General features: G+C 71.3%; 15 protein-coding genes. 8 read left to right on the top strand and 7 right to left on the bottom strand.

The genetic code is table 11. The features are described from left to right. Nucleotides 1-121: 121 nt before the first annotated feature. The gene (locus KME77_RS06430) at nt 122-700 is read right to left on the bottom strand and encodes a YqgE/AlgH family protein (protein ID WP_219462908.1); all 579 of its coding nucleotides are present in this window, start codon (nt 698-700) and stop codon (nt 122-124) included. A gap of 110 nt (nt 701-810) precedes the next feature. Here KME77_RS06430 and KME77_RS06425 point away from each other — a divergent pair, with 110 nt between their 5' ends. Further along, nucleotides 811-1,329: a hypothetical protein gene (locus KME77_RS06425; RefSeq protein WP_219462906.1), complete on the top strand. Its 519-nt coding sequence runs from the start codon at nt 811-813 to the stop codon at nt 1,327-1,329. 38 nt (nt 1,330-1,367) lie between these two features. On the opposite strand, the gene KME77_RS06420 is transcribed toward KME77_RS06425, so the two are convergent. Further along, complete coding sequence (locus tag KME77_RS06420) at nt 1,368-1,979, bottom strand: TetR/AcrR family transcriptional regulator (RefSeq protein ID WP_219462905.1); 612 nt, start codon at nt 1,977-1,979, stop codon at nt 1,368-1,370. A gap of 74 nt (nt 1,980-2,053) precedes the next feature. Between KME77_RS06420 and KME77_RS06415 the strand changes: the two genes are divergently transcribed. After that, entirely contained in the window at nt 2,054-3,403 is a 1,350-nt protein-coding gene (locus KME77_RS06415; protein WP_246609263.1) for an MFS transporter, read from the top strand. Beyond that, the gene (locus KME77_RS06410) at nt 3,400-3,879 is read left to right on the top strand and encodes a hypothetical protein (protein ID WP_219462902.1); all 480 of its coding nucleotides are present in this window, start codon (nt 3,400-3,402) and stop codon (nt 3,877-3,879) included. The genes KME77_RS06415 and KME77_RS06410 overlap by 4 nt, the downstream gene beginning before the upstream one ends. Nucleotides 3,880-3,885: 6 nt before the next feature. Here KME77_RS06410 and KME77_RS06405 read toward each other — a convergent pair whose 3' ends face one another. The 4 genes from KME77_RS06405 to KME77_RS06390 are packed head-to-tail and all read right to left on the bottom strand — an operon-like array spanning nt 3,886 to nt 7,462. Beyond that, complete coding sequence (locus tag KME77_RS06405; protein WP_219462900.1) at nt 3,886-5,295, bottom strand: NAD-dependent malic enzyme; 1,410 nt, start codon at nt 5,293-5,295, stop codon at nt 3,886-3,888. A gap of 57 nt (nt 5,296-5,352) precedes the next feature. After that, on the bottom strand, nt 5,353-5,982 hold the full coding sequence (locus tag KME77_RS06400) for a cytidylate kinase-like family protein (protein WP_219462897.1): 630 nt from the start codon (nt 5,980-5,982) through the stop codon (nt 5,353-5,355). Nucleotides 5,983-5,991: 9 nt separating this feature from the next. Further along, nucleotides 5,992-6,927 carry a tetratricopeptide repeat protein gene (locus KME77_RS06395; protein WP_219462896.1) on the bottom strand — a complete coding sequence of 312 codons (936 nt, stop codon included), beginning with the start codon at nt 6,925-6,927 and terminating at the stop codon, nt 5,992-5,994. Next, nucleotides 6,911-7,462, bottom strand: coding sequence for a MarR family winged helix-turn-helix transcriptional regulator (locus KME77_RS06390; protein WP_219462894.1), 552 nt, complete (start codon nt 7,460-7,462; stop codon nt 6,911-6,913). Before KME77_RS06390 ends, KME77_RS06395 begins: the two co-directional genes overlap by 17 nt. Before the next feature lie 230 nt (nt 7,463-7,692). Here KME77_RS06390 and KME77_RS06385 point away from each other — a divergent pair, with 230 nt between their 5' ends. The 3 genes from KME77_RS06385 to KME77_RS06375 all read left to right on the top strand — a co-directional run bounded on the left by KME77_RS06385 (nt 7,693) and on the right by KME77_RS06375 (nt 10,145). Beyond that, nucleotides 7,693-9,120 (top strand): hypothetical protein, encoded by a 1,428-nt coding sequence (locus KME77_RS06385; RefSeq protein ID WP_219462892.1) that lies wholly within the window; start codon nt 7,693-7,695, stop codon nt 9,118-9,120. Between the two features lie 28 nt (nt 9,121-9,148). Further along, nucleotides 9,149-9,820 (top strand): DUF4230 domain-containing protein, encoded by a 672-nt coding sequence (locus tag KME77_RS06380; RefSeq protein ID WP_219462890.1) that lies wholly within the window; start codon nt 9,149-9,151, stop codon nt 9,818-9,820. Nucleotides 9,821-9,992: 172 nt separating this feature from the next. Continuing rightward, on the top strand, nt 9,993-10,145 hold the full coding sequence (locus KME77_RS06375) for a hypothetical protein (RefSeq protein WP_219462888.1): 153 nt from the start codon (nt 9,993-9,995) through the stop codon (nt 10,143-10,145). Nucleotides 10,146-10,289: 144 nt separating this feature from the next. Here the strand turns inward: KME77_RS06375 and KME77_RS06370 are convergent, their stop codons facing one another. Beyond that, nucleotides 10,290-11,474: an acetyl-CoA C-acetyltransferase gene (locus tag KME77_RS06370; protein WP_219462886.1), complete on the bottom strand. Its 1,185-nt coding sequence runs from the start codon at nt 11,472-11,474 to the stop codon at nt 10,290-10,292. A gap of 85 nt (nt 11,475-11,559) precedes the next feature. On the opposite strand from KME77_RS06370, the gene mce reads away from it, so the two are divergent. Together mce and KME77_RS06360 are read left to right on the top strand one after the other, a co-directional pair. Then, the gene (gene mce / locus KME77_RS06365; protein ID WP_219462884.1) at nt 11,560-12,009 is read left to right on the top strand and encodes a methylmalonyl-CoA epimerase; all 450 of its coding nucleotides are present in this window, start codon (nt 11,560-11,562) and stop codon (nt 12,007-12,009) included. 166 nt (nt 12,010-12,175) lie between these two features. Then, nucleotides 12,176-13,460: DivIVA domain-containing protein (locus KME77_RS06360; protein ID WP_219462881.1), on the top strand; the 1,285-nt coding region annotated here is incomplete at its 3' end.

Below are 13,460 nucleotides of genomic sequence, written 5' to 3'. Positions count from 1 at the left end.
TCAACCGGCTCAAACGCCACCGTGCCGTCGCGACCAGGTACGACAAGCTCGCCGTCCGCTACGAGGCCACCGTTCAGATCGCCATCATCAACGACTGGCTGACCCGCTTATAAAACAGGCCCTAGTTCAGGGTGGGGTCGTCCGGGCAGGTCGCCACGAAGGCCAGCTCGCCGGGCTGCCGCCGCAGGACGCTGCGCCACAGCGCGCGCGGCTCGGTGTGAAAGGTGTCGCCCGCCTCGGAGTCGACGACGTACCAGGCGCCTTCGGCGATCTCGCTCTCCAGTTGCCCCGACGTCCAGCCCGCGTAGCCGGCGAAGATCCGCATCTGGGCGATCTCGCCCTGGAGGATCTCGGGCGGCGCGTCGAGGTCGACCGTGCCCAGCCGGGAGACGGCCGGGGTGCCGGCGTGGAGCCGGCGCCACCCGAGGGGCTCCTCCCCGCTCGGCACCGCCGCCAGCGCCAGCGCGCTGTCGGTCTGCACGGGACCACCCTCGAACAGCACGGGCGGCCCGGTGATCAGCGGATCCCACACCGGCAGCACCTGCGTCACCGAGATGTCGCTCGGCCGGTTGAGCACGACGCCGAGAGTGCCACCGTCAAGGTCGTGTTCCAGGATCAGCACGACGCTACGCCGGAAGTTGGGGTCGTCGAGAAGCGGAGTGGCCACCAGAAGACCGCCGACGTAGATCGCTTCCGCCATACATCCATCATGAGGGTTCGCGAAGCATCTCGCTCCCCCACCGTCCCCATGTTACTTTCTGTAGCCATTTGGGCACGACAAGTATCACACTTTGGGCTCGGGAGAAGTCAATGCGCATCGGAACCCGCCTCACGCTGGCCTTTCTGCCGCTGGCCGCGTCGCTGTTCCTGCCGGCGGCGGCACAGGCGTGGCCGGGGCCCGACCCGGGTGACCCGTTCACGATGTCGGCGGGGCGGGTCGGCTGCGACGGCGGGCACGTCCGGGTCACGCTCCGCAATCAGACCAGGCAGCTGGCCCGGTTCGACCTGCGTGCCGACTCGGTGAGCGTGGCGACCGGGTCGATCCCGGCGCGCAAGTCGGTGACCCGGGGCGTACGCGTGCGCCGGGGCGACAGCGTGGAGATCGAGGCGTACTCGGTCAGGTCCGGCCACCCCGACACCCTGATCGACTCGACGCGGGTGCGCAACGGGTGCTCCTGGCACAGCCACGGCTACCTGCCCTACACCGGCCCGCCCACGGACCTGGTCGCCAAGCTGGCCACCGCGGGCGGCCTCATGCTGACGGGCGTGATCCTTTGGTGGTACAGCTCGCTCTGGCCGCGGGGCGGCTACCGGCCCGGCACCCACTGAAGGCACACGGCGCCCACCCAACCGAAGGCACACGGCGCCTACCGGACGAACGCTCCCGCCCTGGCCGCCGCCACGGCCCGGCCCGCCGCCCGCTCGGCGACGGCCTCGTCCACCGGCTCCTTGGTGACCAGCAGCCGGTAGTAGAGCGGCGCCGAGACCGACCTGACCACCTCCTCGCCGTCGGTGCCCGCCGGCAGCTCGCCCCGCCCGACCGCCAGGTCCACCGCCTTGGCCCACTCCCGCACCCGGCGGCCGTAGAAGGCGCTCAGCGCGGCGGCGGCCTCCTTGTCGCAGGTGGCCGCCGCGATGACGGCCTGGAGCGTGGCCCCCAGGCGCTCGTCGGTGATCGCCGCGAGGACGCTCAGCGCGTTGGCCCGCAGGTCCGTCTCGATGGCGCCGGTGTCGGCGTGCGCGGCCGACTGCTCGGCCAGCTCCGTCATGAGGTCGGTCACCAGCCCGGCCGTGCCGTTCCAGCGCCGGTAGACCGTGGTCTTGCCGACGCCCGCGCGCGCGGCCACGGCGTCCATGCTCAGCCCGTGGAAGCCGTGCAGCACCAGCTCGTCCTGCGTGGCCTCCAGGACAGCCGTGCGCACCCGCGCCGTACGGCCTCCAGGGCGCACCGTACCCGCCAAACGGGAATCCTGTTCCATTAAGCCTCCTCAGCGTGCTACCGTCGGGCCACAGCTTAACGGAACAACAGGCCCATTAGGGGGACGCCATGACCATGACCACACCAGCCGTCCGGATGACCGGGCGGCAACGGCTGGTCCTCGTGCTGCTGCTCGGCTCCCAGTTCATGCTCGCCGTCGACTTCTCCGTGCTGAACGTCGCGCTGCCGGTGATCGGCGCGGGCCTCGGCTTCGGGCCGGCCGACCTGCAGTGGGTGGCGACCGCGTTCGCGCTGCCCGCGGCCGGGTTCACGCTGCTGTTCGGCCGGATCGCCGACCTGTACGGCAGGCGGCGGCTGTTCCTGGCGGGCATGGCGCTGCTCGGGCTCTCCTCGCTGGCCGGCGGCCTGGCCACCTCGCCCGGCCTGCTGCTGGCCGCCAGGGTGGCCCAGGGGCTGGCCACGGCCGCCGTCACCCCGGCCGCGCTGTCGCTGCTGACCACCTCGTTCGGCGAGGGGCCGCTGCGGGCGCGGGCGCTGGGCCTCAACGGCGCGCTGATGTCGGCCGGGTTCACCTCGGGCGCGATACTCGGCGGCCTGCTGACGGACCTGCTGAGCTGGCGCTGGGCGTTCTTCGTGAACGTCCCGGTCGCGCTGGCCGTCGTGGCCGCCGCCCCGGCCGTGCTGAGCGAGAGCCGCCCCGCCGCCCGCCCCAGGATGGACCTGCCGGGCGCCGTGACGGTGACCGCGGGCCTGCTCGCGCTCGTCTTCGGCCTGACCCGCGCGGGCGAGCACGGCTTCGCCGACCCGCTCGGGCTGCTCTCCCTGCTCGCGGGCGCGCTGCTGCTCGTCGTGTTCTGGTACGCCGAACGCCGGGCGTCCGCCCCGCTCGTGCCGGTGTCGATCCTGGCCAGGTCCACCGTGCGGCGGGGCAACCTGGCGGGGCTGGTCGCCTTCGCCACGGAGACCTCGCTGGTCTTCCTCATGACGCTCTACCTGCAGAAGGTCCTGGGCTACTCGCCCCTGCAGACGGGGCTGGCGTTCGGGGTGCTCGGCCTGGGCACGATCCTCGGCGGCACCCTGGCGCCCCGGGTGCTGGCCAGGCTCGGCGACCGCGGGACGCTGGTCATCGGTTTCCTGGTGCAGGCGGCGGCCACGGCCTCGCTGGCGCTCCTCGGCGCCGATCCCGGGTGGATCTGGCTGCTGCTGGCGGCCACGTTCGTCGGCGGGGTGGGCAACATGCTGGCGATCGTCGCCTTCATGGTGACCGCCACCTCGGGCCTGCCGGACTCCGAGCAGGGGCTGGCCACAGGTCTTGCCACGATGACCCAGCAGATCGGCATCACGATGGGCATACCCGTCATGAGCGCGGTGGTGGTCCTGAACGGGCTGACGACGGCCGTCCTGGTCAACGCCGCGCTCGTGCTGCTGATCACGCTCGTCCTCAGGAGGGGAGCCCACCGATGACCGTACACGAGCAAGCCCTGCGCCACTTCCGCGACCTGCGGGACGGCGACCACGGCGGCGCCACCGACCGCAAGGGCAAGGAGAAGCTGTTCGAGAGCGCGGTCGAGCTGCTGGATCCGGTGGCCCGCCGGGCGCTGGCCGAGCTCGACGAGGAGCTGCTGCTCGGCGCCGGCGAGATCCGGGCGACCGGCGTGGAGCGCTCGGACGACGGCGTCTCGGCGACCTGGTCGCTGACCTGGGCCGAGCAGCGGGCCGCGAACGTGGAGCCGGTCAAGCTGGTCGCCCACTACGGCCGCTCGTTCCACCATCCGCATCTCAGCGGCGGCACGCTGGGCACCTGGCCGCTGAACGTCTTCGACGCGGCCGACGCGGAGTCGACGCTGCCGACGCTGCGCGCGATCGGCCAGGCCGACGTGCACAACCTGGTCTTCCAGGCCGACTACCGCATCATCCCGGCGATGAGCCGGCGGGAGTGAACGGGATCACGCCTCGGTGAAGCCCCTGGCCCGGCCGCCCGCCGACTCGCGGACGGCGGCGGCGACGGCCGTGGCCACGTCCGGGTTGAAGACGCTCGGGATGATGTAGTTGGGGCCCAGCTCCTCGCGTGACACCACGGCCGCCAGCGCGCGGGCGGCGGCCAGCAGCATCTCCTGCGAGACCTCGGTGGCCTGGGCGTCGAGCAGGCCGCGGAACACGCCCGGGAAGGCCAGCACGTTGTTGATCTGGTTGGGGTAGTCGGAGCGGCCCGTCGCCACCACGGCGGCGTGCTCGCGGGCGTCGTCGGGCGACACCTCGGGCTCCGGGTTGGCCAGCGCGAACACCACCGCGTCGTCGGCCATCGTGGCGATGTCGCCGCCGTTGAGGATGCCGGGCGCGGACACCCCGACGAACACGTCGGCGTCCTTGACCGCGCCGCGCAGATCACCCGAGTAGCCCTCGGCGTTGGTGTGCTCGGCGATCCAGCGCAGCGACTCGTCGAGGTCGTCGCGCCCCTTGTGCACCGCGCCCAGGTAGTCGCAGACCACGACGTTACGGGCGCCCGCGGCCAGCAGCAGGCGCAGCACCGCGTTGCCCGCCGCGCCGGCGCCGGCCATGGTGATCTTGACCTGCTCGATGGACTTGCCCACGACGCGCAGCGCGTTGGTGAGCGCGGCCAGCACGCAGATGGCGGTGCCGTGCTGGTCGTCGTGGAAGACCGGGATGTCCAGCAGCTCGCGCAGCCGCCGCTCGACCTCGAAGCAGCGCGGCGCGCCGATGTCCTCCAGGTTGATGCCGCCGAAGCCGGGGGCGATGACCTGGACCGTGCGGACGATCTCGTCCACGTCCTGGGTGTCGAGGCAGATCGGCCAGGCGTCGATGCCGGCGAACCGCTTGAACAGCGCCGCCTTGCCCTCCATGACCGGCAGCGCCGCCTCGGGCCCGATGTTGCCCAGGCCCAGCACGGCCGAGCCGTCGGTGACGACGGCGACCGTGTTGCGCTTGATGGTCAGCCGCCGCGCGTCCTCCTTGTTGCGCGCGATGGCCATCGACACGCGCGCCACACCCGGGGTGTAGGCCATGGACAGCTCGTCGCGGTTGCGCAGCGGCACCTTGGAGACCATCTCGATCTTGCCGCCGAGGTGCATGAGGAAGGTGCGGTCGGAGACCTTGTGGATGACGACCCCGTCGACCGCCTCCAGCTGGTCGACGATGGCCTGCGCGTGGTCGGTGTCCCGGGCCGCGCAGGTGACGTCGATGCGCAGCTTCTCGTGGCCCGCGTTGGTGACGTCGAGCGCGGTCACCACGCCGCCGGCCGACTCTACGGCGTGGGTGAGCTGGCTGACGGCCTTGCCGCCTGCGGGCACCTCGAGCCGCACGGTGATGGAGTACGACACACTGGGGACGGTGGCCACGTCAACGCTCCTTCGGGACTGACCAAGAAGTTATCCCACATGGTAGGGGGAGTCAGGTCAGTCGAGCGCCTCGGCGGCGGTGGCGATGAGGTCCACGCAGGTCGGCACGGGGATGCTCGTGCTGTCCAGGACCAGGTGGTATTGGCATGGATCGCCCGGATCGACGCGATAGAAGTGACGCACGTACGCCATGCGCGCCCGGTCGTTGTCCTCGACGATCTTGCGGGCCTCACGCTCGCTCAGCTCGCCCAGCGTGGCGGTCTGGCGCACCCGGCGTTTCAGCGGGGCGTCTAGCCTGACGTGCAGCGCTCCCGGGTGCTCGGCGAGCACGAGGGCTCCGGCCCTGCCCAGGAAGACGCCGCCCTGGGCCCTGGCCGTGTCCTTGAGCATGCGCTCGGTGCGTCGTACGAACTCCTCCTGCGCGAGCGGCATCGCGCCGGGGACGTACATGTCCACGCCTCCGAAGGTGACCGTCGGCAGCCGCATCGCGCCCGAGAGCAGCCTGCCGAGGCCGTGCTCGGCCCTGTCGTCGTGGACCAGGGCCTCCTCCAGCGTGCAGCCGAGCTCCTCGGCCACGGCGCTGGGGATGGCTCGGTCGACGAAGGGCACGCCAAGTCGTTCGGCCACGGCCGGGCCGATGTGGCTGCCGGCCGTGCCGTACGTCGCCGAGATGGTGACGACCCGCATACGTCCAGGTTAGAACAGTGCGCTCGACAAAGCTCTACGTGCTTTGGCCAAAGAAGGGTCCTCGGCCGGCAATGCGTCGAACAGGCTCAGCAGATGCCGCCGCACCTTGTCGCGGTCGTCGCCCGAGGTGCGCTTGACCACGGCGATGAGGCGCTGGAACGCCTCGTCCACCGCGCCGGAGAGCATCTCCAGGTCGGCGGCCAGCAGGGCGGCGTCGATGTCGGCCGGGTCCTCCAGGCGTCGCTGCACGTCGGCGGAGTCGGCCTCGGCCGTGCGCTTGATCAGGCCGACGCCCGCCAGCCCCATCTTCGCGTCCTCGTCGCCCGGCGAGCGGGCCAGCAGCCGCTGGTAGGCGGCCTCCGCCTCGTCGAGGTCGCCCTTGTCGATGGCCGCCTCGGCGGCCAGCAGGTCGGGGTCGGCGGGCGGCCCGGCCGGGCCCTCCTGCTCCTCGCCCCCGTCTGCAGCCGGTCGCGCGTCGGGGTTGGCCTGGTAGAACTGCTCGACCGCACCCATCAGCTCGTCGAGCCAGCGGCGCACCTCCTGCTCGGGCAGCACCTGCTGGAAGCCGGTGACGGCCTGCCCCTGGAAGATGGCCAGCACCGTCGGCACCGCCTGGACGCGCAGCGCCTGGGCGATCTGGGGGCTGGCGTCGACGTTCACCTTGGCCAGGAAGGCACGCCCGCCGGTCTCGCCGACCACCTTCTCCAGCACCGGGCTGAGCTGGGCGCTGCCGGGGGCCCGCGGCGACCAGAGGTCGAGCACGACGGGCACGCTCATGGAGCGGTCGATGACGTCGCTCGTGAACGTCTCCTCGGTCACGTCGACGACCGAGGCGGCCGCCTGGGGCCCGGCGGCCTCCCGCCGGGCCTGCGACTCCAGTGCCTGCTTACGCGCGCCCAGATCCACAGCTCCGTAGAGCGATCCGGGCCTAGAGAAGTCCGCCATGCTCCTCATCTTGCCGCATGGACGAGGCGGGGAAGTCACCCGCCGCCACCCGCAGCGTGCGCAACTGGTCGAAGAGCTGCCCCAGCTCGGCGTCCCCGTACATGGTGAGGCCGAATCCGGCCGCCATCAGGTCCGCCGTGGCCAGCCGCACCGCCTCGCGGCCGGCGTCGGTGATCTCGGCCAGCACGCCGCGCCCGTCGTCCGGGTTGGGCATCCGGCACACGAAGCCGGACTTCTCCAGCCGGTCGATGGTGTTCGTCACACTGGTCGGGTGCACCATGAGCCGCTCGCCGATCTTCCACAGCGGGAGCGCCCCTGTCCTGCTGAACGTCAAGAGCACCAAAGCCTCGTACCTGGCGAAGGTCAAGCCGTACGGCCGCAGGAGCGCGTCCAGTTGCGACAGCAGGATCTGGTGCGCTCTCATGATCGAGGTGACGGCGGCCATGGCGGAGGAAGGCCCGAAGTGAACACGCCACGTCTGCGCGGCGCGTTCGATGGGATCGAACGGCAGGTTGAGCGGCTTCTGCTGCGACACAGCGCTACGGTAGCGCGCCGCTCGTCCTGATTCGTCTGCTCACCCTGAGCGATCGGACTCACGGCTTGACCAAGAATCCGGACGTCAATCATCACGCTCCGTTATGGTTCTCGCATCGAATGGTGACGCGGAAGCCAAGTCCACTCGCCGTGGGGACCGGCGCGGACCGACCGCTTCCGCCTCGCCGACGGGGCACGGGGGGTGCTTGGTGAACATCAATGGCAAAACGGGTGCATAGGCACACGGGCGTTTCACGCGAGGAGCTGAAGCAGAGCGCGGCCGTCACGGTCGCGGTGCTGCTGGCGCTCGGCCTGGTGGCGGCGTGGAGCGTCCTGATACCAGGGGTGGACGCCTGGGAGAACATCGTGGCCGCGGTCATCGGCTCGCTGAAGCTGACCGGCCCGGTGGCCGCCGCCTTCGCGGCCTGGGTGGCGCTGCGCAAGCGCAGGGCGCTGCGCGGGCGGTCGCTGACGACCTGGCGGGCGCTGAAGCTGCCGCTGGCGATCGTGGCGGTGGTGCTGGGCTCGTTCGGCGCGACCGTGCTGGTGCTGGCCGTCAAGACGGTCATCACCGAGCAGTCGGGACGGCTCAGCCTGGGCGGGCTCGGCGTGGGCATGGCGGGGCTGGCGCTCTACTCGGTGATCGGGTGGGTGGCCGGCTGGGTGCTGCCCAAGGCGTACACGCCGCCGCTGGTGGGGCTGGCCTGCTACGGGCTGTTCACGTGGCTGGCGGGGGGCAACGGCTGGGCCGACAAGCTGGCGCCCGGCACGGGCGAGCCGTACGACCTGTTCCAGGGGCTCGGCGGCGCGGCCTTCCTCGACCAGACGATCTGGCTGCTGGGCATCACGGGGGCGCTGCTGCTCGGCTGGGCCGCGCTGGTGACCAGGCAGGCGCTGGTGCTGGCGTGCGCGCTGCTGGCCGTGCTGGCCGCCGGGGCAGGCGTGTCGCGGCTGCTGGCCCAGCCCAAGCCCGCCGCCGCCCAGGAGATCGCCTACAGCTGCCAGGACTGGCCGATCACGGTCTGCCTGCATCCCGGCATGCGGGCGGGGCTGACCGAGCTGGGCGCGACGTTCACCAAGATCGCCTCCCGGCTGGCCGGCACGCCGGCCGCCTTCACCCGGGTCGAGCAGCGGCCCCTGGAGGAGCCGTTGCAGCCGTCCGCCGGGCTGGCCCAGATCCACGTTCCCGACCTGTCGGCGGGGTTCGCCGACGAGGCCGCGTACGAGTACGTCGAGTCCCTGGCCACCCGCTGCCCGGGCCGGCCCGCCGACGGCTACCGCGAGATCGTCATGGCGTGGCTGCGCGGCGAGCCGCTGCCGGGCGGGCCGCTGCCCGAGCACCAGTACGCGGCGGCCTGGTTCTCCGGGCTGAGCGAGCACCAGCGGCGCGAGTGGCTGCGCATGTTCTTCAGCGACCTGCAGGCGTGCAAGCTGTCGAGCACCCACTTCGGCGGCGGCCCGTCGCGCGCCACCCCGGCCGCCCCTGTGTCGAGCAATACGGGGTCGAGCAATACGGGGTCGAGCAATACGGGGTCGAGCAGCACGGGAACGGGTGGTTCGGGGTCGGGTTCTGCTCAGGTCTACCCGGTGTACCCGGACCCCAGCGACGAGCCGACCCACGCCTGGGGATCGGATATGTCACCAAAAAGCTGGCAATGATGATCGCTGACAGGGTAGTCAAGCCCGCATGACGACTTCCCGCACGGCGCCCCCCGCGGTGACTCCGCAGCGGCGCCGCAGGTGGCGATATCTGGCCGCGCTCCTGGTCGTGGTGGTCCTGCTCGTGGTCGGCGGTCGCCTGGCCTGGACCTGGCTCAACCCGCTCGGCGAGCAGACCATCGACCGCAGTCAGCCCGTGCTCCTGCAGTCCATCAAGGACCTGAGCAGGTTCGAGGCGGCGACCGGCACCTTCCAGGTCGTGGTGGACCTGGAGAAGGACGCCCGGTTCCTGCCCGACGCCGTCAAGGGCAGCAGGACGCTGTTCGTGGGCGCGGGCGGCGTCGACGCCTACGTCGACTTCTCCGCCATCGCCGCCAACGGCGTCAGCGTGAACAAGGAACGCACCGAGGTCACCATCCGCCTGCCCCGCGCCCAGTTGGAGAAGCCGAACCTGGACAACCGGCGTTCGTACGTCTTCGCCCAGCAGCGCGGGATCCTGGACCGCGTCCAGGACTTCCTGTCCTCCTCCCCGGCCGACCAGCGGGAGCTGTACGTGCTGGCCGAGACCAAGATCTCCGAGGCGGCGCTGGCCAGTGACCTGCGCTCCCGCGCCGACGCCAACACCAAGGCGATGCTCACCGGGATGCTCAAGTCCCTGGGCTTCACCAAGGTCACGGTCAAGTTCGCGGACGAGCCGTAGGGGTGCCTACAGGGCGCCTTAGGCGCCCTTAGGGACTCGGTCCGGCGTCCTAGGTATCCCCCGCGTCCGGTCCTGAGCCGCAGATAGGACATCCGCCTGATGTGGCGGTGCGGGCCTTAGGAGCACTCTGGAAAGTGCCAGGAAAGAGGACCGGAAGTAACGGAGACTCGGGATGAACGCCGAACTCGAATACGCAGTCATGCAGAACCACGCCGACGAGCTGCGCCAGGCGGCCGCCGAGCACCGGCGGGTACGCGAGGCGATGAAGGGACGCAAGTCCGAGCGGCGCCACCGCTCGGTCTTCGCCAAGCTCCTCGCCTCATGACCACCGCAAGAAAGCCCGGCCGCAACCTCCCTCGCGGCCGGGCTCATCTCCCTCCTTAGCCACGCCCACAGCCCTCTCCTGCCTACGGGAGAGGGCTTACTCGTCTTCGGATCCGGCGAGCGGGGGCCGCCGGATCCACAGGCGTCAGGCTGGGACGCGGATGATCAGGGCGTCGCCCTGGCCGCCGCCGCCGCACAGCCCGGCGGCGCCCAGGCCGCCGCCGCGGCGCCTGAGTTCATGGGCGAGGGTGAGCACGATGCGCGCGCCCGAGGCGCCGATCGGGTGGCCGAGGGCGATGCCGCCGCCGTTGACGTTGACCTTGTCGAGCGGCAGCCCCAGCTCCTTGGCCGACTGGAGCACCACGCTGGCGAACGCCTCGTTGATCTCCACCAGGTCCAGGTCGTCCACGCCGAGCCCCTGCTTGGCCAGCGCCTGCTTGATGGCGTTGGCGGGCTGGGACTGCAGGGAGGCGTCCGGCCCCGCGACGTTGCCGTGCCGGCCGATCTCGGCCAGCCAGGGCAGCCCGAGCTCCGTGGCCTTGTCCTTGGACATCACCACCACCGCGCAGGCGCCGTCGGAGATCTGCGAGGCCGAGCCCGCCGTGATGGTGCCGTCGGCCGCGAACGAGGGCCGCAGCCGGGACAGCACCTCCACCGTCGTGTCACCGCGTACGCCCTCGTCCTCCTTGACCACGACGGGCTCGCCGCGCCGCTGCGGGATCTCGACGGGCACGATCTCGTCCTCGAACGCGCCGTTCTTGGCCGCGGCGGCGGCGAGCTGGTGGGAGCGGGCCGACAGGGCGTCCTGCTCCTCGCGGCCGATGCCGAGCCGGGCGTTGTAGCGCTCGGTGGACTCGCCCATCGCGCACTGGTCGAACGCGCAGAACAGGCCGTCGTGCGCCATCGAGTCGACCACCTCGGAGCCGCCGTACTTGACGCCCTTGCGCAGGCCGGGCAGCAGGTGCGGCGCGTTGGTCATCGACTCCATGCCGCCCGCGACGACGATGTCGAACTCCCCAGCCCGGATGAGCTGGTCGGCCAGGGCGATGGCGTCGAGCCCCGACAGGCAGACCTTGTTGATGGTGATCGAGGGGACGGTCATCGGGATGCCCGCCTTGACGGCGGCCTGGCGGGAGGGGATCTGGCCGGCTCCGGCCTGGAGCACCTGGCCCATGATCACGTACTCGACGGACTCGGGCGCGACCCCGGCACGTTCCAGTGCGGCTTTGATGGCTATGCCGCCGAGCTCCACGGCGGGCAGCCCGGACAGGGCGCCCAGCAGCTTGCCGATCGGCGTGCGTGCTCCGGCGACGATGACGGACCCAGACATGGCGGTGGCCTCCTGTACGCGCGAGGGGGTTCTTTGACACCATACCCACGGGTAGGAGCTCATTAGCTATGGAGGTAGGCCCTACATGTTCATGAGGATCGACCACATCGGAATCGCCTGCCACGATCTCGACGAGAAGATCGCGCTGTTCTCCGAGACCTTCGAGCTGACCGTGGTGGCCCGCGAGGTCAACGAGGAGCAGGGCGTCCGGGAGGCCATGCTCCACATCGCCGACGGCGAAGGCGGGGGCTCCTACATTCAGCTCCTGGAGCCGATCTCCCCCGACTCTCCCGTCGGGAAGTTCCTGGCCAAGCGCGGAGAAGGGGTGCACCACGTGGCGTTCGGCGTGCCGGACGTGGCCAAGGCGATGGACGGCCTGGCCGGCAAGGGCGTACGGGTGCTCGACGAACGGCCCCGGCACGGCTCGATGGGCTCGCAGATCGCGTTTCTGCACCCCAAGGACGTGGGAGGTATGCTCACGGAGCTGGTGCAGGCCCCGGCAGCCGTAACGAATGTGGAGACAGTTCGTATGTAACTAGTCACCCAGATAGTCGGACGGGGCTTCTAAGGGCGCACCAGCGGAGTACGCTGGCCTTCCACCGGACATGGGGCCTGCCGCGAGGCACAGGCTCCTGGCTCGGATGTCCCGAACCCCCCGTCCGGCCCGTGTAGCCGTCTCGACAACCCAGGATCGAGCCTCCATGCAGTCCGACATCGACGCCCAGCTCAACAACTTCTTCGAGGATGCCCCAGCACGCGAGTTCGACGTCGTGCTCCGTGGTTACGACCGCCATCAGGTGCACGATCACCTGAAGCAGCTCGACGGCGAGCTACGGCAGTCCCGCGAGCAGGTCACCTCCCTCCAGCGCGACCTGTCCGACTCCCAGCGTCAGCTGCAGGAGCAGGAGCGTCCGACCTACTCAGGTCTGGGCGCCCGCATCGAGCAGCTGCTGCGCCTGGCCGAGGAGCAGGCCACCGAGCTCGTCCAGGCCGCCAGGTCCGAGGCCAACGAGATCAAGGCCGCCGCCAAGGTCGAGGCTGCCGACCTGCGCGCCGCCGCGGAGGCCGAGGCCGCCGACAAGCGGGCGCAGGCCACGCGCGAGGCCGAGGAGATGCGTTCCAGCGCCGAGCGTGACGCGGAGGAGACCCGCTCGACCGCTCGCCGCGAGGCCGACGAGCTGACCAACACCACCGAGCGCGAGGTCGCCAAGCTGCGGGCCACCGCCGACCACGAGGTGGCGGAGAAGCGGGCCGACGCCGAGCGTGAGATCGCCAAGCTGCGCACGACGACCGAGCGTGAGGTCGCGCAGCTGCGCGCCTCGACCAAGCGCGAGCGCGACGAGGTGCTGACCACCGCCAAGCGGCAGGCCGACGAGATGCGGGCGCAGGCGCAGCGGGTCATGGAGGAGTCGGAGGCCAAGCGGGCGCAGGACGAGGCGGAGTTCGAGATCCAGCTCGCCGCCCGCCGCGAGGACGCCGAGCGCCAGGAGGCCGAGCGCCACGCCAGTGCCCAGGCCAACACGCAGCGGATGGTCGCCGAGGCCGAGCAGCGCGCGGCCACGGCCGAGTCGCGGGCCACGAAGGCCACCCAGCAGGCCGAGCAGACCCGGCGCGAGGCCGACCTGCACGCCAAGCAGCTGGTCGCCAACGCCCGCAAGAGCTCCGAGACGATCGTCTCGGAGGCCAAGTCCAGCGCCGACACCATCGTCACCGAGGCGAAGAACGAGGCCGAGCGCACCCGCACCGCGATGCAGCGCCAGGTCGACGAGCTCACCCGTCAGCGCGACAGCATCACCAGCCACCTCGCGCAGCTGCGCCAGCTGCTCGGCGGCGCCGCGCTGCCCGGCATGGAGCCCGAGCCCGCGGTCGCGGCGGCCCCGCCGAAGCCCGCCATCGCGGCGCCCGCCGCCGAGAAGCCGGCGCCCGCTCCGGCGCCCGCCGCCACCAAGCCCCAGCCCAAGGGCGAGGGCGACGCGGAGGGGGGGG

The organism is Nonomuraea rhizosphaerae (assembly GCF_019396405.1).
In the GTDB taxonomy this organism is placed as follows: domain Bacteria; phylum Actinomycetota; class Actinomycetes; order Streptosporangiales; family Streptosporangiaceae; genus Nonomuraea; species Nonomuraea rhizosphaerae.
The sequence above is the reverse complement of the archived record's forward strand: the minus strand, read 5'-3'. Positions and strand labels throughout refer to the sequence as shown.